Raw genomic sequence first — 19,411 nt, forward strand, 5'->3', positions numbered from 1 at the left:
TTCATATGCTAAAAATGGGGTAAATAGGATTAGGTCCTTCGGCTTTTGTCCGATTGATTTTTGTATAGTACAATTTGAACAAACCAAAAAACATCTACACACATCAAGGAGGAATTTAAAATGGCAGGACGTATTTTAGTCACCCCAGAACAACTCGATCAGGTATCTAATCAATTTAAACAAAGCGGAGAACAAAGTCAGCAAATCGTATCTACTTTGACTCAATCCATCACAAGTATGGAAGGACAATGGGAAGGTATGACAAAGCAACGTTTCTTCCAGGAGTTCCAAGAAGCTAGTAAACAAATGCAATCTTTCGTTCAAACATTGAACAGCATTAGTGCAGAACTGTCAGCAATCGCTACTAAATTCCGCACAGCAGACCAATCTCGTTAATCTGTATTACATAGATCAGGACGATGAATGGTTTGAATCAGCCCTGATCGTATGTGGGCAGAAAGCTAAAGATTGTAAAATTACGGCAAAAACCGGGTGGATTAACACCCGGTTTTTGCCGCAACTATGACATAAAGACAGAGAGAGGGATGAGCATGTCTTTTCAACCGAATCCCGGGGATGAAGTAGTGATTAATGATGTGGCCTATACGATTGGTCAGCATCCGGCTGCGCCGGGTCTTGCTTATGCCCAAGCTGGAAGACAAGGGATTGTGTACCAATTGATTCCCCGCGATGGCTCAGTTCATGGGGCAAAAGCACTAAAAATGTTTTTTCCGAAATTCCGTATCCCGGCGATGGTCTATCAGTCTGAGCATATGGAGCCATATAGTGAAATACCTGGTCTGCAGGTATGCAAGCGTGAAGTGCTCACTCCGGAAAGAAACGGAGCGCTTATTGGAGAACATCCTGATCTGTTATATGCGGTACTGATGCCATGGGTGCAAGGTTTAACCTGGTTCGATGTGATCAGTGATCAGAAGCAGCTGACAGCGGAGGAGAGTCTGAAACTGGCCAGAGCACTTGCCAGCACAGGTTCTGCAATGGAGCAACGTGGACTCGCGCATTGTGATATGTCCGCGCCCAATGTGATGATTCCGTTTTTTTCCGAAGTGCAGAACTCGTCCTTAACTTCTGCGGTCGAACTCGTGGATGTGGAGCAGATGTACAGCTCCAAGATGGATCGTCCAGATGCACTGCTTGCAGGATCTCCTGGTTATGCAGCCCATCGAACCGTGCATAGCGGGTTGTGGAGCTCGTATGCAGATCGATTTGCCGGAGCCGTTATTATTGCAGAGATGCTATCTTGGTCGGACCCTGTTATTGTAGAAAAAGCATGGGGAGAAAGCTATTTTGACCAGCATGAAATGCAAACGGCAAGTGAGCGATATTTTGCGATGCGCAGTTCCCTTGAGAAACGCTGGGGTTCCAAATTATCAGATCTGTTTATCCGTGCGTGGGAAAGTCACGATCTGAGCAGTTGTCCAACGTTTGGGGAGTGGTACATTGCCCTAGCTTCCGTAGATACCCAGCTAGCCGATGCCTTGTTGGCGGCTTCAGAGTCCGAAGAAGATGCAACGGCTTCGCCGGAAGAGGGTGCGAATGCAACGTCAGATCGTTCATCATCTAGTAGTGTGGAATCAAATGCTGAAGTAGTCGGGGCATCCGATTCAAAACAAGCTCCTGATCAAGAGGCTGTTGTCAATCGGTTGTTCTTACAAGCAAGAGCGCTGGAGGATGAAGATAAGCCGGCCGCTGCGCTTGAAGTGTATCGTTCACTTTTTCACTTCATTCCCAGCAATAGTGCAATGCATATGGAAGTGGAGGCAGCGATCAAAGAGCTCGATGCTAGATTGAATGCAAAACCGGAAAGCACAGAGCCAGTACCTGTCCCATTTTATCGCTCCAAAAAGTTTATGATCTCCTCTGCTGTACTTGTTGTATTACTAGCGGGGGGAGTACCTACAGTTAAAATTCTTGCGGACCAAGCTGAGGTAAAACAACAGGAAGCTGCTCGTCTCGCTGAAGCTAAAGCAGCAGAAGAGGCAGCTAGGAAGGCTGCAGCTGAGAAGCTAAAGCAAGAAGAAGCTGAAAAGCAAAAGGCTGCTGAAGCTGCAAAACTGGAAGCTGAGAAGAAGCGTAAACTCGCCGAAGCCAAACAAAAAGAAGCGGAAGCGAAGAAAAAGGAACAAGAACGTCAAGCTTTGCAGGCTAAGTATGACAAACAAGCGAAGTATGAAGCTTATCTGGCGCAACGCGAGCAACAGAAAAAGGAAGCAGAGCGCAAAGCGCTACAAGCCAAATATGAGCAACAAGCGAAGTATGAAGCTTACCTAGCTTGGAAGAAAGAAAATGACGCCAAAATTGCGAGACAGAAGGCTGAGGCTGAAGCCAAGCGTAAACAGGAGGCTGCTCAGAAGGAAGCACTTAAGAAAAAGCGTGCTCAAAATGTGGTTAAATTAATTGCTCTCTATAACAGTGCATATAACGCGCAAAAAGGTAAAAAAACATCCAGTGCTTTGTCATATGCACGTGATTTCAAAAATCTTTATAACACCGATGCTTCCTATTTCAAAGGTGTAGGTAAAGTGGCTGCACGTATGAGTGCAATCAATAAATTTTTGAGTAACTCCAAGTACACACTACCAGACCTATAATATGATAAATATTGAATAATAGGGGTGACACACTCTAAAATGAACTACACAATTCAGGCATCACAACGAACTCCTGCACTTATTATTTATTTAATTGATATCAGCGCATCTATGAATATGGTTCTGGACAATCGCCGCCGGATTGACGTCGTTTACGATGCTTTATCTCTGGCGATCCGTCAAATGGTGTTCCGTTCAACCAAAGGAAATCGATTGACGCCTCGTTATCGAGTAGCGATTTTGGCATACAGTGATGATGTATATGATGTATTGAATGGGATTAAAGGCATTGATGAGATCGCGGCTGTAGGTTCACTGCCGGATCTTACGCCTAGACGTTTCTCGGATTCAGCAAAGGCATTTTTGCAAGCAGAGAAAATATTGCAAGCCGAAATACCGAATATGCAGGACTGTCCTGCCCCCCTTGTATGTCATATGACGGATGGTGTAGCGACCGGAGAAGATCCGGAGCCGATCGCCAAACGTATTATGGGCATGAGTGTGCCTGATGGGAACGTTCTCGTTGAAAATATTTTCATAAGCGATCATCTGCTTGAAGCTCCTATAGCGGAGCCAAGACGTTGGAAAGGGATTTTACCCGAAACCAACTTACAGGACGAGCATGGGGAGAAGTTACGCAATATGTCATCCGTGCTGCCTGAAAGCTACCGGGAAATGTTAGTAGAGGCGGATTATCTGCTTGCGCCAGGTGCACTCATGATGTTACCTGGCACATGTGCAGAACTGGTATCCATCGGATTCCAGATGTCTGCTGCGACACCTGTAAGATAGGAGGGGAATCATGCGAGCAATGCGTATGGCCACGTTGTCTGCGAGTGATCTGGGAGGTCATGCCGAGTATCGGCATGACAATTTTCGCTATGTTAGTGTGCAGACTGGAGAGCAACCGCTGACTCGCCATCAGGGTAAGCTGAGTTGCCGGTACGGATACGGGCGTTCAGCTGAAACTGTCAATCAAGGTGACGCCGGACAAGACTTTGTTGCGATTCGAATGCAAGGAAATGTCTGTCATTTTGTTTTATGTGATGGAGTGGGCATGAGTTATCTGGGGGATTTTGCTGCGCGTTTTCTCGGTAGTGCATTGCTGGAATGGCTGGAAACGACGCCTTCTCTAACTGCTGAAGGGGTCGAACAGTTTCTCCATGATTTAACAGGGCCTGCCTCAGAACAGCTGAAAAATCTACAGCCTCTAGATAATTCGCCGCTTTTGCTGCGAGAGGTCTTGATGGAAAAACGAAACCAGGGTAGTCAGGCTATGTATATATGTGGACGCATTGAACTCACATCTGGGGGACGTAAAAGCCGGATGTGGTTAGCGTGGCAGGGAGATTCTCGAATCAGGCTCTGGCGAAATGATCAAGAACAGTCGGAGCAGTTTCAAAAGCACTGTAAAACCAGTGAACGCTGGTCGACGCGTGAAGGACCTGTGGGGGGCACACCTCATATTTTTGAAATGAAAGGTTCGTCTAGCGATTCATTTCGGCTTCAGTTGTATACGGATGGACTTAATGATCTGGATGCCATCGGTACTTACATTCCAGATGAACATATTCAAGTCCTGCTGGATGCCGCCCATACGGGCGGGCTTGAAGATGATGCCGCTTTCATTGAATTGGAATGGTGAAAAATAAATATAGCGCGAGGAAGTTAGCCTCTTATGAAAAGATGTTGATCGCTATAAAAGATATAAAAAAGTTTGACGTGTTGATTTAAAAGCTGCTCGTTTTGGGTAATCTTGTGAAGAATTGATTGAACTTCAAGTTGGATCGAATCTTCTACATAATTTCCAAATCGAAGGAGTGGATGAGCGATGACACAACACAGCAGTAGACCTCAGTTTCAGGGCAAGGTAGCGATCATTACAGGGGCAGGATCGGGAATTGGCAAAGCGACAGCTCTTAAACTGGCTAACGAAGGCGCTCATGTGGCGTTGTTCGATCTGGTGAATGATCGAATTTCACAGACGGAAGCGGAGATTAATGCGAAATATGAAGGGGCAGCGAGAGCATTTGATGTGGATATTTCGGATCCCGCCCGAGTTGAGAAGGCTGTATTAGAAACGGTTGAACTGTTCGGTGGTCTAGATATTGTGTTTGCCAATGCAGGTATTAACGGGGTCTCTGCACCAATTGAGGAGATTCAAGTGCAAGACTGGCAACAGATTATTACGACAAACCTTGATGGGACATTTTTCACGGTGAAATATGCCTTACCTCATCTGAAAAAGCGTGGCGGAGGCAGCATTATTATCACGAGCTCCATTAATGGTAATCAGCGCTTCTCAAGCTTCGGCATGTCAGCATACAGCACGTCGAAAGCTGGACAGGTTGCCTTTGCCAAAATGGCTGCATTAGAACTGGCAAAGTTCAAGATCAGAGTGAATGTCATCTGTCCTGGCGCAATTGCGACTAATATTGATCAGAGTACGATCAAGACGGACGATTTGCAGAACATCATCATTCCGATTGAATTCCCAGAGGGACAACAGCCTCTTGCTGAAGGTCCAGGCAAGCCTGAGCATGTAGCTGATCTGGTTAGCTTCCTCGCTTCAAATGCTTCAAAACATATCACCGGGGCAGAGATCGTTATTGATGGTGCGGAATCTTTGTTAAGTTAACCTATACGGATAAACAGTATGGCGTAATAACTAACCGAATAGCTAGTGACCTAATGAGAATAGCTAGAATCATTAAGGTCATGTAGGGTATATAGTCGTTCCTTTGGGACGGCTTTTTTTGTTATAATGCTAACATTCGACGATTGAACTTGTAGAAGATTGTGAAGTGGTAAGACATCCATTAGGAGCGATGATATGTACACTGATTTACCAATACAGACGATTATTCCGGAATTGAAACAAGCATTCCGCGAGCAGGATACAGGTGTTTTGATTGCTGAACCAGGAGCGGGGAAGACAACAGTTGTACCGCTGGCAATGCTTGAAGAACCCTGGCTTCAGGGGAAAAAGATCATCATGCTGGAGCCTCGTAGGCTTGCAGCCCGGTCTGCTGCGTCCAGAATGGCAGCTACGCTGGGCGAAAATACAGGACAGACCGTAGGCTATCGTGTTCGAATGGACACCCGTGTAAGTACAGCTACTCGAATCGAAGTGGTCACAGAGGGGGTGCTGACTCGAATGTTGCAACAGGATCAGGCACTAGAGGACACGGCAATGATTATCTTTGATGAGTTCCATGAACGCCATCTTCATGGGGATCTGGGACTAGCACTGGCACTGGAGAGCCGAGCCATGTTGCGCCCGGATCTGAAGCTGCTTGTAATGTCGGCTACGCTGGACCCGGCTCCGGTCTCGGCGCTGCTGGGTGAAGATACACGTGTGGTGTATTGTACTGGGCGCACATTTCCAGTAGAAACGAAATATGTTCCAAAACCTGCTTCTGTAGAACTGGAGAGCTGGACGGCTCGCACAATTATTCGCGCACTAAGTGAATCACAAGGAGATATTTTGGTATTTCTTCCTGGGGTACGAGAGATTCATCGTACGGAGCGAGAATTATTAGAATTCTCTCTTCCTGCACAGGTGAACATACATACGTTATACGGCAATATGTCTGCTGACAAACAGGACGAAGCGATTAGACCTGTTCTCGAAGGTGGCCGCAAGGTTGTGCTGTCTACCTCTATAGCAGAGTCGAGTCTTACGCTTCCGGGTGTAAAAGTGGTAGTGGATGCCGGGCTGAGCCGGGCGGCGATGTTCTCGCCAAGGACAGGCATGAGCCGGCTTGTCACACTGCCGGTATCCAAGGCGTCCGCTGATCAGCGACGCGGACGTGCGGGGCGTATAGCCCCAGGGGTGTGTTACCGGCTATGGAGCGAGGAGGCTCATGGTGCGCTGCCTGAATCAGCGCGCCCGGAGATCACCTCCGCGGATCTGGCGCCGCTGGCGCTGGAGCTTGCCGTCTGGGGTGTCCAGTCGCCGGCTGAGCTGAGCTGGCTGGACACCCCGCCTGATGCGGCTTACGCTCAGGCACAGGCGCTGCTGCGCCAGCTGGGCGGCCTGTGCGATGCAGGCCGCATCACGCCCTTTGGGCGGCGGATGAACACGCTCGGCGTTCATCCCCGGCTGGCCAGCATGCTGCTCCGCGCGGCGGAGCTTGGGCTGGCCAGCTACGCCAGCACGCTGGCAGCACTGCTGCAGGAGCCGTCAGGCCTCCGCAGCAGCAGCGGCAGTGCTGGCGGCGCGGGCACGGATCTGCGCCCGCGCGTGGAAGCGCTGCTGGCCGCAGGCAGCAGCGCCATGCCGCAAGCGGCAGCGGCTGTCGCAGACGTCGCTGCCGTGCGGCGCATGCTGCAGGAGAGCCGCCAGCTACGCTCGGCGCTCGGCAGCCCGGCGGCCGATCCGGTACAGCCGGATGAGGACAGCTGCGGGTTGCTGCTGTCCTTTGCCTATCCGGACCGGATCGGGCAGCGCCGGGAGGACGGCCGCTATCTGCTAAGCAGCGGCCGCGGAGTACGGCTCGCGTCAACGGAGTCGCTGAGCCGTGCCGCTTATCTGGTCGCAGCCGAGGCAGACGACCAAGGCGCGGACGCGCGTATCCTGCTGGCTGCGCCACTGCAGGAGCAGACATTGTTACGTGCAGCTCAGCATTTGCTGCAAGAAGAGGTGCAGGTCGCTTGGGATCGCAGTACCCGAAGCGTGCGTGCACACAAGCGACAACGTATCGGAGCGTTGGTGATCAAAGAAAGCGCAATTGCGCAGCCGCCGGAAGATCAAGTGCTGGAAGCGCTGTTGTCAGGGATTCGAATGGAAGGTCTGGACATCTTGCCGTGGACCAAATCCTCCCGTCAGCTTGCGGATCGCATGCGTTTTCTGCATCTGCATGTGCCAGACTGGCCGGATCTGATCGAGGATCATCTGACGGCTGAACTGGCTGAACAACTCGCACCGTATCTAACCGGCATGCGTTCTGCTGCAGATCTGAAGAGGCTGTCGATGCAGGATGTGCTTTTGGGTGGGCTCAGTTGGACCCAGCGACAACAGCTGGAGGAGGAGGCTCCTACTCATATTCAGGTTCCAAGCGGTTCTCGCATTCCGGTAGATTACAGTGTTCCGGAAGCTCCGGTTTTGGCTGTTCGATTACAAGAGATGTTTGGACAGCAAGAGACGCCTTACATCGGAGGCGGTCGTGTTCCGGTCACGCTTCATCTGTTATCACCAGCGCAGCGACCTGTTCAGGTTACACAGGATTTAGCTAATTTTTGGCGCGAGACCTATTTTGAGGTGAAGAAAGACTTGAAAGGGCGTTATCCGAAGCATTACTGGCCGGATCATCCGCTGGAAGCGATCGCAACGAATCGGGCGAAACCTAGAATGACCTGAAACGAAGATCACTCCAGGAGTGAATCACCGTTGAATGAGGGACTATTGCGGAGATATATACGATATATTACGATGCCCTACTCTCCAAGTCTTCACTTCTTTTTACCTGAATTCGCATTTATGCGTACAATAATTGGCTGTAAACGTTTAGAAGAAGTAGTGACGGGTAATAACATAGCGAACCACTCAAACTTATGAGGAGGTATTCGTGATGAAGAAGAAAATCGTAGGTGTGTTTAATACAGAACGTGAGGCATCCCAGGCTATTGAAAGCTTAAAAGCAGAAGGATTTACGTCCGATGAAATATCTGTGGTTACTCAGGACAGGGATGAATTGAAAGCCATTCGGGAAGAGACCGGTACAAAAGCACCGGAAGGTGTAGCCGCAGGGGCAGCTACCGGCGGTGTGCTTGGAGGAGTAGCCGGATTGCTTGCTGGTATCGGAGCGTTGGCGGTTCCCGGAATTGGCCCAATTTTGGCGGCTGGACCTATTGCCGCAGCGTTCACAGGAGCGGCTGTAGGTGCAGGAGCCGGCGGATTGGTTGGAGGACTTGTTGGATTAGGTATTCCGGAAGAGGATGCAAGACAGTATGAGGAATATGTGCAAAACGGTAAAATACTGTTGCTTGTGGACTCTACGGATCGAGACAGTGCCGTTTATGATGTCTTCAGCCTGAACAGTCCAGCTCAATCGAACAGAGACGTTGTCCATGGTGAGGATGTACGTGATGTTCGTCCGGATCTGGATATGGAAGAGCGCCGCATGGAAGCGCAGACCAAGGCTGCCCGCTACGGTAATAATACTTTCTTGTAGTAGGAATGCATCTACACTTTGGTAGTACAGCATCAATCTTATGGATTGAATATATGATAGAATCTATAGGATGGACGATAACCGGTCTCTGCAGAGGAGACCGGTTTTTGCCCCTATTATAACGAGGAACTATCGTTTATAAACAGGCTGCCAGACAAGTGTGAATGCTTTGTTTTTAACGAGTTCAGGCAGGGAATAACAATACATATAATAGCACGGCAAGAGCAAGTCCAATGACGAGCAACGTAAGACTTAGAAACGTGATAAGCCCGGTTGTGGCTTGGAAGGTCTGCTCATTAATCTGTGTACGCTTCCGATGGTAAGCCAGGGCTGAGAGACCAATGATAGATATACCGCCGAGAAGAGAAGTTATCCCGGTAACGATGGCAGCAACATGTGCAATGCCATCGTAGGCGGTAGCATTAAAACCAAAACCAGCAGCGAGAAAACCTATGCCAGCCATGGCAATGCCTGTTCGCACCCATGCAAGAAATGTGCGTTCGTTAGCCAAATGTTGCTGAACGGTTTTGGATTCAGGGCTGTTAGATAATTTGTTAGACACGAGTATGATCAGCCTCCAATCGATGGTTGAAAGAATCAAAATTAATATGCCAGTATGAACAAGAAAGGTAGGTTGAGTGATTTGCCTCGCAAAGAACGTATTACTGAAATTGAAACTCTAAGGGGCTTGGCCTTTGCGGCCGTAGTGCTGCAGCATTCCATTGCCCATTATTCGCTGGTTCCGCAAGCAGGACTTCAGGATGGCGTGGTGCTGGCTATATTACTGATGCTAGCTAAGTTTGCCGTGCCACTTTTTATATTTATAACCGGAATGGTTCTGTTCTACAACACCGGACATCAATTGCATTACGGCCAGTTTATGCGAAAAAGATTCATGGACGTCATATTACCCTATGTGGTCTGGTCGATCATTTATTTTATATTGGCTGAGCGCAATTGGACGAATTTCGGCTGGCACGATCTACCTGATCTTGCCCTTAAACTGGTGACAGGTAAAACGGCTTCGCACTTCTGGTACATCATTATGCTCATTCAGCTTTATGTGTTCTTTCCACTATTCTTGCGTGGAATTCGGTACGTATATCATCGATACCAGGCCAAAGGCCGAATGACTGCATTGTTGATCTCCGGTGCCGTTTTTCTAGTTCTCGCGGATCAATTGAGGAACATCGCAGATTGGATGAATGGGCTGCAAATTCCAGTGCTGACAGATGCTTTTACAACCTATGCAGACCGTAATTTTATTTATTTCTTTTTTTACTTTGTGCTTGGGGCAGCAGCGGGACTTTCCATACAGCGCTGGAGAGAATGGATAGTGCGTTTGCGCTGGGTCTATTGGATGGTGTTTATCATCTTGGGTCTGCGGTTTATTTATCTATTAATGCTGGAGTTTCAGAAGCCTGAAGGTATACGTATCACTTTTTATACCGTCAGCCTGATTCGGCCTGACATGATCCTGTTCCTGATCGCCTCCATCATGGTGATGTATCAACTCACTAGCAAGCTTCATCACCGCTTAGCGCTCTATTGGTTAGGATGGATCGGTGGAATGTCGTATGGAGGATATCTCATGCATTTGCTGGTGCTCCGTTATAGTTATATTCCTGACGAATGGTTATACGTGGCTTGGGGATGGAACCCGGCAGTTCGTATGATCGTCACCTGGATTGTGGCGCTAGGAGTATCTTGTATGCTGACTTGGCTGATCTCTCGTCTAAAATGGGGAAAATGGATCGTAGGGGCTGTGCCGAAACATGCGCCATCCACTAAAGTGACAACATCAACAACAGACTGAATATATCATCATATGAAAAATTCACAACAATTAAATCAATGGCGCCCTCCCTTACATCATCTCGCTCCCTATCTGTATCCTGCTCGCTTTCTATATCAGAACGTTATAAGGGTGAAATCAGGATCAAGATGGCAGAACCCGAACATAAGTTTTATAATGAGAAGTAGACAGGTTCTGACAGGAGGGGAACAAGCATGGCTTTTATGATTGCACAACGGGCATTTATCAAACTTTATCTGATCACGATGGTGGAGCAGCACAGAGGTTACGGCTATGAGATGCTGGAAGCCATGAAGCAGGAATTCAAAGATTACGGATATGTACCACCTCAGAGTGAGGTATACCGGGCGTTACATGAGCTAGTCCAACAGGAAATCTTTTATCGAACCAAAAAATTAAAGGGAAACGATCCAAAAGTCGATTTTCAGGAGATCGTTCTCTATCACTTCACCGATGATGGTGCGGCCAAAGCAGAGTTATACAAAAAACAGGTGAAAGCTGATCTGGATCGTTGTCTTGGTATTTTGCACAAGGCAGAAGCGGATAACTACGGTACGAAAGGAAGATGAGCATGAATAGACCTCTTCAATGGGGGATACTGGGAACTTCTACGATTGCCAAAAATGCAATAATTCCTGCGATTCAGCAATCTGAACGCGGTGAAGTGCTGGCGATTGCCAGCCGCTCGAAGGAAAAAGCGAAAGCTCTGGCTGACGAGATGGATATTGTTAGAGCTTACGGCAGTTACGAAGAGCTTATTGCAGATCCGGATATCCAGGCCGTTTATATCCCTTTGCCTAACCATTTGCATAGAGAATGGACGATTAGAGCCGCTGAAGCGGGAAAGCATGTGCTTTGTGAGAAACCGGCTGCTCTGAATGAAAAGGAATCCGTAGAGATGATTGAGGCATGTGAGCGTCATGGCGTATTATTCGCCGAAGCTATTATGTATCGATATCATCCGAAGCACAGACGAGTGCAGGAAATCATTGAGAGTGGCGAGATCGGCACGGTCAGAGCCATACATGGTAATTTTACGTGCAATACCGCCGACGACAAAGACAACGTGAGATTCAAAAAACATATGGGTGGCGGCTCCATTTTTGACCTGGGTGTATATCCGATCTCTGCTGCGAGAATGTATTTGGGAGAAGAACCAGAAGCCGTAACGGTGCATGCCTTGTTTTCCGAGGAACATGACGGTGTCGACATGATGGCTTCGGGGCTTATCGAATTCCCGAACTCGGTAGCGCTCACTTTTGACTGCGGCATGTGGGCTTCTGGAAGGGCGGAGATGGAGATTCTCGGTACTGAAGGACGCATTGAGCTGCCAAAAGTATTCGGCTGGGAGAATAGTGATATTCCGCCTCAGATTATTATTCATGCCGATTCGGTGAGCCGGGAAGAGCGGGTTTCGGTTTCCAACTCGTATGTGTTACAGGTAGAGACATTTGCAACAGCTGCCCTTGAGGGAGAGGCATTACCATTCACTCCGGATAACACCATATTGAATATGCGCGTCATTGATGCCTGTCTGGAATCTGCACGAACACGTCAGCGGGTACTAGTGGATCGCAGTCCGGTCTGAAGATATGATGAAGCCGTGTTCATGTAACGATATTATCGGAAAATTCTTAACTTTTACCAGTTAACATGATATTGTATTGGACTCCATCGATGCCGATGTGAGTCTTTTTTGTGTGTGGTTAGGGTAGCCAGGACACGTTGGAAACTACCTTTTTGATCAATCGTTAAAAATATTTTCACGTTTGTATTGCATTCAGCATAATCTTCGTTAAAATAATATTAACATGAAAAATATTTTAACGTTGAGGAGCAAAGTGATATGAGTGAAGGTGCGGTGGCTAGTAAGCAGGGACTTAGAGAATTAATTCGAATCAGACCTTACATGCAATTTATGTTAAGCAAAATGGTCTCTCGATTCGGTGATTCCATGGATTCGATTGCATATAGCTGGATGGTATACATTTTAACGGGTTCGAAGGTGCTGATGGGCACACTGCTGGCCGTTAATTTTCTGCCGAATATTTTATTAGGTCTGTTCGCTGGTGCACTGGTTGACCGACGATCCCCGAAAAAAGTAATCATCATGACGAATTCCGGACGTGGAGTTATGGTTGGCCTTACAGCTGTTTTATTTACGCTGGGTCAGCTTGAAGTCTGGCATCTCTTCGTGTTCACAATCCTGAACTCTTTACTGGAATGTTTCACATCACCAGCTGAGGTATCCAGCGTTCCGCGGTTACTGCCTCAATCCATGTTGCTTGCTGGTAATGCAATGACCTCATCGGCTACGCGATTGGCTGAACTTGCAGGACTTGCTGCGGCAGGCACCTTGATTGCAACCGTGGGCATCGCATGGACGATCTGGATTGATGCTGCTTTGTTTGCGCTGAGCGCAATTCTGATGAGCCGGGTGGACTATCCAGAATGGATGTCACCACGAGCAGCGTCAACCGGTGCCAGGAGTCTGATGTCTGAGATGGCGGATGCTTTTCATTTTCTGCGCAAACATGCTGTGTTATTAATCTCTTCCATGCTGTTTGCATGGGTTAACTTCTGTCTGATGCCATTTAATGTGCTACGTACACCTTACGTGATGGAAATACTGCAAGCGGGCGCGTGGGGATTAAGTCTGCTTAGTGGACTTTTAGTCGGAGGGATCGTGCTTGGTGGTCTATGGATGTCTCAACAGGGGGCTCATTATCGTAAAAGTGTGCTCGTCATTACAGGCATTGTGATGCTGGGTTGCGGCTACGCCATGACGGCACTTCCGGCTTATATGACGACGTTCCAGCTCCCGGCTGCAGGCATGTTCTGTCTGCTTATGGGTTTAGGCATTCCGCTCGCGACGACGCCGCTCGTCTCTTACTTAATGGAGGTGACGCCTTCCCATATGCTTGGTCGAGTATCTGCGTTGCAAAGTATGTTGGTGCTGAGTGTTTCGCCTCTTGGCAGCCTTCTATCCGGTGCTCTTGCGGACTGGTTATCCATGCCGATCTTGTTTATTCTATTTGGTGTACTTCTTGGATTGTCTGCGATCTTGCTACTTACGAGCAGAAGTTTTCGTCAGGAGATGTGATGGCAAGCATTTTTGACCGGAGTCCTCACTAAACGGTATAATATATGGAGCTAAGGGCAGCAGGGACCCCGGAAATGAGGAACCAGGTATGCAGCAGTACAAAGTGCTTTCAACGATCGAAGAGATCAAGATCTATTCTGATCCGTACCGGATACAGATTATGAATATGTTTAATCGGCAGGGCCGACCTTCCACCGTGAAGGAAATTGCGGATCTGATGGGAGAGGTGCCTGCGAAAGTGCATTATCATGTGAAAAAGCTGGAGAAAATCGGCCTTCTAAGCATGGTATCCACCCGTGAAATCAATGGCATTATTGCAAAATACTATGAACCCTTTACAGGTGAAATTCACTTACGCCACAAGGATGAAGACGATGAGAATTCACCGCTGAAGCAAGTGTTTCGCTCAGAAACCTTAAAACTGCTGAACGAAATGTTTGAGCAGAGCCGCCAGCGTTTTATGAATCATGCAGAGCATGAAGATCAGGACAAACGTTTCATCTCCGATATGACGTTATACGCCACGGCAGAGGAAATAGAAATGTTGTATCAGAATATTATGGATATTTGCAAACCATATGTAATCAAGGACGAAAAAAAGCCTGATCAGCAGGTGTTTCAGCTGTTTACAGCGTTGTCCAAAGATGTGCAGCGTGATCAGCAATCTGGGTCTAGAACGAAGAGGGAGAAGTCAGTAGGTCAGGAAAGTGCGTCTGCTCCTAACACATCCAAACGATCACAAGCATCAGGTCACTCTAAAACATCGAGTAAAGAAAAAGCATCCGAACGTCCGACAAATAGAAGGCAATTATAAAGAGGGTTTACGCATCCTTAGGCAGCCTAAAAGTGAAATTGCTGTTATAGTTAGCCGACTTAGATCTACTGAAGGATGTAAGGAAAGATGAATGATTAATGATTAGATGAATGAATAGTAGCAGGGTTAGTAACAGATCGCACTGATCGCAACAGGTAGCTAGGTAGCAAGGAGGAATAAAAAAGCCGCCAATGGCGGCTTTTTTATCATGGACCCTGTCAGAATGATTCAATCGTCGCAGGGTTTCAAGCTTATTCGAACAGGGGATAGGATCTGAACGTGTGGACGAATAGAAGAGTTTGGTTCACTTTGAAATCCGTATCACCAACATCCCTATTCCTTGCTTAATTACATGTTCTCGTCGTAATCTCGTACATCACGCTTCGCAGCCATCGCTGGAGAATTCGATGTACCGTAATCCTCGACAGCTTCCCATGCCTCTGCATGGTCGAACTTGCCAGCATTACGCTGCCTCACTTCTCCGGCGCCGCTTGGTGGCATGGTCATGACCTCTTCTTCAACAGGACGGTCATTACTTACGTCCCGGCTTGGAGTGTCATCAATACAATAGGCTGTATAGGGGATGGCTTGCAGTCGTTCAAATGGGATTTCTTTGCCACAAGTAACACAGATTCCATAGGTACCTTCTTCCATACGTTCGAGGGCATCATTGACCTGGTTAAACTCATCGGTTAATGTATCGTCGATCGCAAGGTCTCGGCTGCGTTCAAACGTTTCTGTTCCAGCATCTGCCGGGTGATTATCATAGGAGGATAGCTCGCTTGTGGAATCTTTCAAAGACTCTGCCGGTGCACCATCCTCCATGCTGGATTCGAAATGACGTTGCAGATCCTCGCGTTGTTCCAGCAGCGCTTGCTGCAGTTCTTTACGTTGATCTTGGGTTAATGTATTCATAAGGGCATGCTCCTTTCCCGGATTGAATGGGTGTAGTGACTTCTTACCCGAAAAGTAAGCGAGGCAATCATTTTGGGCGGGATACGCCCGTATCGTTTTATATCTGATGAATTATGTGTTATAAAAAATAGAGAGAGTAATTGCCGTGTGTTCTCTTCTAACGAATAGAACCGCTGCTCGCCTATAATGGAGGGTTGTCAAGATGGATGAACATATGAAACGCAGGTTGGACAAACAGAGACAATTGTTCAAACAACTGGGTGTTCAACTGGATGCTTTATCAATTCATGAGAAACAGTTTAATTATAAACTACGCGGGTATGACCCTGACGAGGTAGATGCATATCTGGATGAGGTGATCAAAGATTACGAGCGTTTTTACGCCAATATTGCGGATTTAATGGACAAATGGCAAGAACAGCAACTAACCATTCGTGATCTTAAAAATTCAGTGAAACCTGTGAATGATCCAAACAAGATTGATCGGAAACAACTGGATGATATTGTGAAGCAGTTGGAATACACCGTGCGGCAGCTCAAAGTCAGAGCACGTCCTGAACAGGATCTGTTTACAGAATAACGCGATTACATCCGAGATAATATCAAATAAAGGTGGTTAACCATGAGTACTCATTTTTCGGTCAGTGTGCATTGTTTGTTGTTACTGTCTCTCAGCGCGCCTGAACGAATGACGTCTGCCGAGATTGCGGGCAGTGTGAACACCAACCCTGTCGTTGTCAGACGTATTTTGGGGGGCTTGAAGAAGGCAGGGTTAGTCAATTCTTCACCAGGCACTAGAGGCTTTTATTTAGCAAAGCCATCTAGCGAAATTACGCTTGATATGGTCTATCAGGCTTCCAAGGATGATGGACCCTTGTTCCCGATTCATGGGAATTGTAATCCCAATTGTGAAGTAGGTATTCAGATTGATGGACTGCTGACGAATCTGTATCAGATCGCAGAATCCAAAGTAGAGCAGTTTTTTGCAACCATTACACTTGAAGATATGGAGCGTACCAGCTTGCAGCGAATTGAAGCAGTAGGATCAGAGGCTGATTAGAGTCTAATTAGAGGAAGGAGGTTGTCACATGAAAATTATAGTTATCTCCGACACGCATCTACCCAAGAAAGCAAAAAGTTTGCCGGCGCCTTTGGTTGAGGCTTTGTCAGATGCAGACCTGATTCTCCATGCGGGTGACTGGTCTGACTGGAGCGTATATGAGTTGCTTAGCCAGTACGCACCGGTGGAGGGCGTTGCTGGTAATACCGATCCATCCGAGATTGGGGAAAAGCTTGGTTTCTCCCGTATTGTTGAAGCGGAAGGACTGCGGTTCGGACTAGTGCATGGTCACCGCGGATCAAAAGGCACAGAGCAGAATGCGATCCAGACGTTTGAGGGAGAAGAGCTGGATGCGGTAATCTACGGGCATTCCCATATTCCGGTGATGCATACGGTAGATGACCTGCTTGTATTTAATCCGGGCTCACCTACGGACCGTCGTTTCCAGAAGCGGTTTTCCTTTGGTATTATGACGGCAGAGGACGGAAAATTGCAGGCAGAACATGTGTTTTTTGATCGAGAATAGATCGTACATTGAGTTTAGATCGTAATAAGAAGGACAAGCTGCCTGAACCAGGCTTGGACATCGTGTAATATGAAGAGCGTCTCTGAACAGAAATCATTTCTGACTCGGAGATGCTTTTTTGTTTTTTGACTCAATCATATTGGCTTATAACGTTATCTCTGGATGGGGAATATGTGCAGATTGTTATCTGTGATTCATCTGTTTGCGTTCTGCTCTATGGTAACGTTCAGGGGAGTGATACAATGCGTTTACGACATGAATTGAATGCGTTTACATAAAAGGGGGGTCATGAACATGAAGTTATCGATATTCACGGTAGCAGTCCCGGATTTGAATGCAAACGAGTTGGCTTCTGCAGCGGCAGCAGCAGGTATCGCTGGAATCGAGTGGAGATTTCGTGGCATACCGCAGGATGCCTTGACTGAACAGCCTTCATTTTGGAGAAATAATCGTTGCTCCATTGATCCGGACAGGTGGCAGGAACAGGTACCTATGTTTCGACAAGCAGCCGAGTCTGAAGGTAGGCAGTCTATTGCACTTGTTCCTTACCTCAATTGTGGTGACCTGCCTGCAACCGAGCAAGCATTCCAAGCCGCATCTGCACTTGGCGCTTCCATGATGCGTGTAGGTGTTCCAGGTTATGACCGAAGTACGGCTTATCCAGAGTTATACGGGAAGGCAGTTCGTTATTTAAATGAAGTACAGGAGTTGGCCAAACAATATAACATCAAAGCCATCGTTGAAACACACCATCAAACGATCGCACCGACGGCTTCTCTAGCGTATCGCTTAGTACAATCTCTGAACCCGGATTATGTTGGTGTGCTGTATGATCCAGGCAATATGGTGCACGAAGGGTACGAGAACCATCGCATGGGACTTGAACTGCTCGGACCCTATCTCGCTCATGTTCATGTGAAAAATGCTGGATGGTACAAGGCAGAAGCAGGTAATGCAGCTGATCAGATGGAGCTAAGCTCAAGTATCAGCTCGAAGGAATCTTTAAGCACATCTTGGCAATGTCATTGGGCGCCACTGACGGAAGGTATGGTGGATTGGGTGCAGATGGTACGGGATCTGAGGGCAGTGGGGTATGACGGTTATTATGGCATAGAAGATTTTAGTGGAGCTTTGGAATCCAAAGCGATGTTGCAGCATTTTGCAGACGTGTTTGCTGAGATTGAGCGGCGCGTACACGAGGAGGAGGCGAAGGGATGAGTATCGTTCGCGTAGCAGTCATTGGTGTTGGAAATATGGGAGCGGCACATGCCAGAACATTGGTGGCTGGCGATGTACCGGGTGCTGAGCTGGTAGCCGTATGTGATGTGAGAAAAGAGATGGAGAGCTGGGTAACGAGTAATCTTCCACCTAGCGTAACGTATTGGCAGGATGCGGAGCAGATGATGGCTTCGAGAACGATTGATGCCGTCATTATTGCCACACCGCACTATGATCATCCCGAACAAGCCATCCAGGCATTCCGGCATGGTCTGCATGTGATGATTGAAAAACCGGCTGGTGTGTATACGAAACAGGTAAGGGAGATGAATGAGGCAGCTGTGGCAAGTGGCAAAGTGTTCTCTATCATGTACAATCAGCGGACCAATCCGTTATACATCAAGCTGCGCGACCTAATTGCATCCGGCGAGCTTGGTGAAGTCCGGCGTACCAACTGGATCATTACGAACTGGTATCGCTCTCAGAGCTACTATGATTCTGGTGGCTGGCGTGCGACATGGGCAGGCGAAGGTGGTGGCGTGCTGATTAACCAAGACCCACACCAGCTGGACTTGTGGCAGTGGACGGTTGGCATGATGCCGGTACGTATGCGTGCCTTCTGCTCGTTTGGCAAGTATCGGAACATTGAAGTGGAAGATGACGTGACCGCATATGTGGAATATGAAAATGGAGCAACGGGTGTATTCGTAACTACCACCGGTGAAGCACCAGGAACAAATCGTTTTGAGGTCAATGGTGACCGTGGCAAAATCGTCATCGAAGACGGACAACTCACGTTCTGGCGGCTACGTGAATCGGAGCCAGAGTTCAATCAACGGTTCACTGGCGGATTCGGACAGCCGGAATGCTGGAAATGCGATGTGCCAATTACGGGCATAGAGACAGGTCATCCGGGCTTGATCCGCAACTGGGTCGATGCGATTCGTACAGGTGCACCACTTATTGCTCCAGGGCAGGATGGGATTCATGGCTTAACGTTATCTAACGCGATGCTGCTGTCTACTTGGACGGACAATTGGGTAGATCTGCCCATCAATGAAGATTTATTCTATGAACATCTGCAGGAGCGTATTGCGAATTCAACGACGAAAAAAGACAAAGCTTATGCGGGCGGTCAACCTGCTGATCTGAGTCAGACGTTCAAATGATG

19 protein-coding genes are annotated in these 19,411 nt (G+C 47.9%); 17 read left to right on the plus strand and 2 right to left on the minus strand.

The window, feature by feature from the left end:
• The first annotated feature begins 120 nt into the window (after positions 1–120).
• The 7 genes from PQG66_RS03845 (at position 121) to PQG66_RS03875 (ending at position 8,788) form a co-directional block, all read left to right on the plus strand.
• Positions 121–396, plus strand: coding sequence for a WXG100 family type VII secretion target (locus PQG66_RS03845; protein WP_123067115.1), 276 nt, complete (start codon positions 121–123; stop codon positions 394–396).
• Positions 397–551: 155 nt separating this feature from the next.
• Positions 552–2,612, plus strand: coding sequence for a hypothetical protein (locus PQG66_RS03850; RefSeq protein WP_272035323.1), 2,061 nt, complete (start codon positions 552–554; stop codon positions 2,610–2,612).
• 39 nt (positions 2,613–2,651) lie between these two features.
• Positions 2,652–3,404 carry a vWA domain-containing protein gene (locus PQG66_RS03855; protein ID WP_272035328.1) on the plus strand — a complete coding sequence of 251 codons (753 nt, stop codon included), beginning with the start codon at positions 2,652–2,654 and terminating at the stop codon, positions 3,402–3,404.
• A 10-nt stretch (positions 3,405–3,414) separates the two neighbouring features.
• Positions 3,415–4,257 (plus strand): hypothetical protein, encoded by an 843-nt coding sequence (locus PQG66_RS03860; protein WP_272035330.1) that lies wholly within the window; start codon positions 3,415–3,417, stop codon positions 4,255–4,257.
• 186 nt (positions 4,258–4,443) lie between these two features.
• Complete coding sequence (locus PQG66_RS03865) at positions 4,444–5,250, plus strand: SDR family oxidoreductase (protein WP_272035332.1); 807 nt, start codon at positions 4,444–4,446, stop codon at positions 5,248–5,250.
• 195 nt (positions 5,251–5,445) lie between these two features.
• Positions 5,446–7,974, plus strand: a complete 2,529-nt coding sequence (gene hrpB, locus PQG66_RS03870) for an ATP-dependent helicase HrpB (protein WP_272035333.1) — start codon at positions 5,446–5,448, stop codon at positions 7,972–7,974.
• 211 nt (positions 7,975–8,185) lie between these two features.
• The gene (locus PQG66_RS03875; protein WP_272035334.1) at positions 8,186–8,788 is read left to right on the plus strand and encodes a general stress protein; all 603 of its coding nucleotides are present in this window, start codon (positions 8,186–8,188) and stop codon (positions 8,786–8,788) included.
• Positions 8,789–8,972: 184 nt separating this feature from the next.
• Here the strand turns inward: PQG66_RS03875 and PQG66_RS03880 are convergent, their stop codons facing one another.
• The gene (locus PQG66_RS03880) at positions 8,973–9,350 is read right to left on the minus strand and encodes a YidH family protein (protein WP_272035336.1); all 378 of its coding nucleotides are present in this window, start codon (positions 9,348–9,350) and stop codon (positions 8,973–8,975) included.
• 72 nt (positions 9,351–9,422) lie between these two features.
• Between PQG66_RS03880 and PQG66_RS03885 the strand changes: the two genes are divergently transcribed.
• The 5 genes from PQG66_RS03885 (at position 9,423) to PQG66_RS03905 (ending at position 14,521) form a co-directional block, all read left to right on the plus strand.
• Complete coding sequence (locus tag PQG66_RS03885; RefSeq protein ID WP_272035338.1) at positions 9,423–10,604, plus strand: acyltransferase; 1,182 nt, start codon at positions 9,423–9,425, stop codon at positions 10,602–10,604.
• A 194-nt stretch (positions 10,605–10,798) separates the two neighbouring features.
• Positions 10,799–11,173, plus strand: coding sequence for a helix-turn-helix transcriptional regulator (locus PQG66_RS03890; RefSeq protein WP_272035340.1), 375 nt, complete (start codon positions 10,799–10,801; stop codon positions 11,171–11,173).
• A gap of 2 nt (positions 11,174–11,175) precedes the next feature.
• On the plus strand, positions 11,176–12,192 hold the full coding sequence (locus PQG66_RS03895) for a Gfo/Idh/MocA family protein (RefSeq protein ID WP_272035342.1): 1,017 nt from the start codon (positions 11,176–11,178) through the stop codon (positions 12,190–12,192).
• A gap of 258 nt (positions 12,193–12,450) precedes the next feature.
• The gene (locus tag PQG66_RS03900; RefSeq protein ID WP_272035344.1) at positions 12,451–13,707 is read left to right on the plus strand and encodes an MFS transporter; all 1,257 of its coding nucleotides are present in this window, start codon (positions 12,451–12,453) and stop codon (positions 13,705–13,707) included.
• Between the two features lie 88 nt (positions 13,708–13,795).
• Positions 13,796–14,521: an ArsR/SmtB family transcription factor gene (locus PQG66_RS03905; protein ID WP_272035346.1), complete on the plus strand. Its 726-nt coding sequence runs from the start codon at positions 13,796–13,798 to the stop codon at positions 14,519–14,521.
• Positions 14,522–14,869: 348 nt separating this feature from the next.
• Here PQG66_RS03905 and PQG66_RS03910 read toward each other — a convergent pair whose 3' ends face one another.
• Entirely contained in the window at positions 14,870–15,436 is a 567-nt protein-coding gene (locus tag PQG66_RS03910) for a TraR/DksA C4-type zinc finger protein (RefSeq protein ID WP_272035349.1), read from the minus strand.
• Positions 15,437–15,638: 202 nt separating this feature from the next.
• Between PQG66_RS03910 and PQG66_RS03915 the strand changes: the two genes are divergently transcribed.
• From PQG66_RS03915 to PQG66_RS03935, 5 genes are all read left to right on the plus strand, one after another.
• Positions 15,639–16,016 carry a DivIVA domain-containing protein gene (locus PQG66_RS03915; RefSeq protein ID WP_272035350.1) on the plus strand — a complete coding sequence of 126 codons (378 nt, stop codon included), beginning with the start codon at positions 15,639–15,641 and terminating at the stop codon, positions 16,014–16,016.
• Between the two features lie 42 nt (positions 16,017–16,058).
• A complete protein-coding gene (locus PQG66_RS03920) occupies positions 16,059–16,496 on the plus strand; it encodes an Rrf2 family transcriptional regulator (protein ID WP_272035352.1) in 438 nt (145 codons plus the stop codon).
• 28 nt (positions 16,497–16,524) lie between these two features.
• The gene (locus PQG66_RS03925; protein WP_272035355.1) at positions 16,525–17,022 is read left to right on the plus strand and encodes a metallophosphoesterase family protein; all 498 of its coding nucleotides are present in this window, start codon (positions 16,525–16,527) and stop codon (positions 17,020–17,022) included.
• Positions 17,023–17,316: 294 nt separating this feature from the next.
• On the plus strand, positions 17,317–18,240 hold the full coding sequence (locus PQG66_RS03930; protein WP_272035357.1) for a sugar phosphate isomerase/epimerase family protein: 924 nt from the start codon (positions 17,317–17,319) through the stop codon (positions 18,238–18,240).
• Positions 18,237–19,409, plus strand: a complete 1,173-nt coding sequence (locus PQG66_RS03935; RefSeq protein WP_272035359.1) for a Gfo/Idh/MocA family protein — start codon at positions 18,237–18,239, stop codon at positions 19,407–19,409. The genes PQG66_RS03930 and PQG66_RS03935 overlap by 4 nt, the downstream gene beginning before the upstream one ends.
• Positions 19,410–19,411 lie beyond the last annotated feature (2 nt).

This window comes from Paenibacillus sp. JJ-100 (assembly GCF_948329825.1).
Classification (GTDB): domain Bacteria; phylum Bacillota; class Bacilli; order Paenibacillales; family Paenibacillaceae; genus Paenibacillus.

What these genes read in the sequence shown, in the direction of transcription:
- PQG66_RS03900 (WP_272035344.1), top strand. Translation starts at nt 12,451, where the DNA reads ATGAGTGAAGGTGCGGTGGCTAGTAAGCAGGGACTTAGAGAATTAATT.
- hrpB (WP_272035333.1), top strand. Translation starts at nt 5,446, where the DNA reads ATGTACACTGATTTACCAATACAGACGATTATTCCGGAATTGAAACAA.
- PQG66_RS03850 (WP_272035323.1), top strand. Translation starts at nt 552, where the DNA reads ATGTCTTTTCAACCGAATCCCGGGGATGAAGTAGTGATTAATGATGTG.
- PQG66_RS03890 (WP_272035340.1), top strand. Translation starts at nt 10,799, where the DNA reads ATGGCTTTTATGATTGCACAACGGGCATTTATCAAACTTTATCTGATC.
- PQG66_RS03895 (WP_272035342.1), top strand. Translation starts at nt 11,176, where the DNA reads ATGAATAGACCTCTTCAATGGGGGATACTGGGAACTTCTACGATTGCC.
- PQG66_RS03920 (WP_272035352.1), top strand. Translation starts at nt 16,059, where the DNA reads ATGAGTACTCATTTTTCGGTCAGTGTGCATTGTTTGTTGTTACTGTCT.
- PQG66_RS03845 (WP_123067115.1), top strand. Translation starts at nt 121, where the DNA reads ATGGCAGGACGTATTTTAGTCACCCCAGAACAACTCGATCAGGTATCT.
- PQG66_RS03865 (WP_272035332.1), top strand. Translation starts at nt 4,444, where the DNA reads ATGACACAACACAGCAGTAGACCTCAGTTTCAGGGCAAGGTAGCGATC.
- PQG66_RS03930 (WP_272035357.1), top strand. Translation starts at nt 17,317, where the DNA reads ATGAAGTTATCGATATTCACGGTAGCAGTCCCGGATTTGAATGCAAAC.
- PQG66_RS03855 (WP_272035328.1), top strand. Translation starts at nt 2,652, where the DNA reads ATGAACTACACAATTCAGGCATCACAACGAACTCCTGCACTTATTATT.
- PQG66_RS03925 (WP_272035355.1), top strand. Translation starts at nt 16,525, where the DNA reads ATGAAAATTATAGTTATCTCCGACACGCATCTACCCAAGAAAGCAAAA.
- PQG66_RS03935 (WP_272035359.1), top strand. Translation starts at nt 18,237, where the DNA reads ATGAGTATCGTTCGCGTAGCAGTCATTGGTGTTGGAAATATGGGAGCG.
- PQG66_RS03860 (WP_272035330.1), top strand. Translation starts at nt 3,415, where the DNA reads ATGCGAGCAATGCGTATGGCCACGTTGTCTGCGAGTGATCTGGGAGGT.
- PQG66_RS03915 (WP_272035350.1), top strand. Translation starts at nt 15,639, where the DNA reads ATGGATGAACATATGAAACGCAGGTTGGACAAACAGAGACAATTGTTC.
- PQG66_RS03910 (WP_272035349.1), bottom strand. Translation starts at nt 15,436, where the DNA reads ATGAATACATTAACCCAAGATCAACGTAAAGAACTGCAGCAAGCGCTG.
- PQG66_RS03875 (WP_272035334.1), top strand. Translation starts at nt 8,186, where the DNA reads ATGAAGAAGAAAATCGTAGGTGTGTTTAATACAGAACGTGAGGCATCC.
- PQG66_RS03905 (WP_272035346.1), top strand. Translation starts at nt 13,796, where the DNA reads ATGCAGCAGTACAAAGTGCTTTCAACGATCGAAGAGATCAAGATCTAT.